Raw genomic sequence first — 330 nt, 5'->3', positions numbered from 1 at the left:
TCCCGGCGCCAATTCCCGTTACTCACTTGCCGCCAGTGACATCGAGGAACGTGCCGGTGATGAACGAGGCCTCGGCGCCGGCTAACCACAGGATCGCGCGCGCCACCTCTTCAGGCTGCCCGCCTCGCCCCATCGGGATCGAGTCCTTGACGCGATCTACCCGCCCCGGCTCTCCGCCGCTCGCATGCATCTCGGTGTAGATATGTCCGGGGCGAATGCAGTTGACGCGAATTCCGTCGCGCGCGACCTCCTTGGCGAAACCGGTCGTGAATGTCTCCAGCGCGCCCTTCGACGCGGCGTAGTCGACATATTCACCCGGACTGCCGAGCC

At 65.5% G+C, this 330-nt stretch carries 1 protein-coding gene; it reads right to left on the bottom strand.

The annotated features are described in order from the left end of the window. Nucleotides 1-22 precede the first annotated feature (22 nt). Nucleotides 23-330 (bottom strand): SDR family oxidoreductase (locus ACZYOF_RS44530; RefSeq protein WP_463719690.1); only part of this gene is annotated, 308 nt, incomplete at its 5' end.

This window comes from Bradyrhizobium sp. LeoA1Lang, from assembly GCF_055413685.1.
Note: the sequence above shows the minus strand (reverse complement) of the source record. Positions and strands in the feature narration are given on the sequence as shown.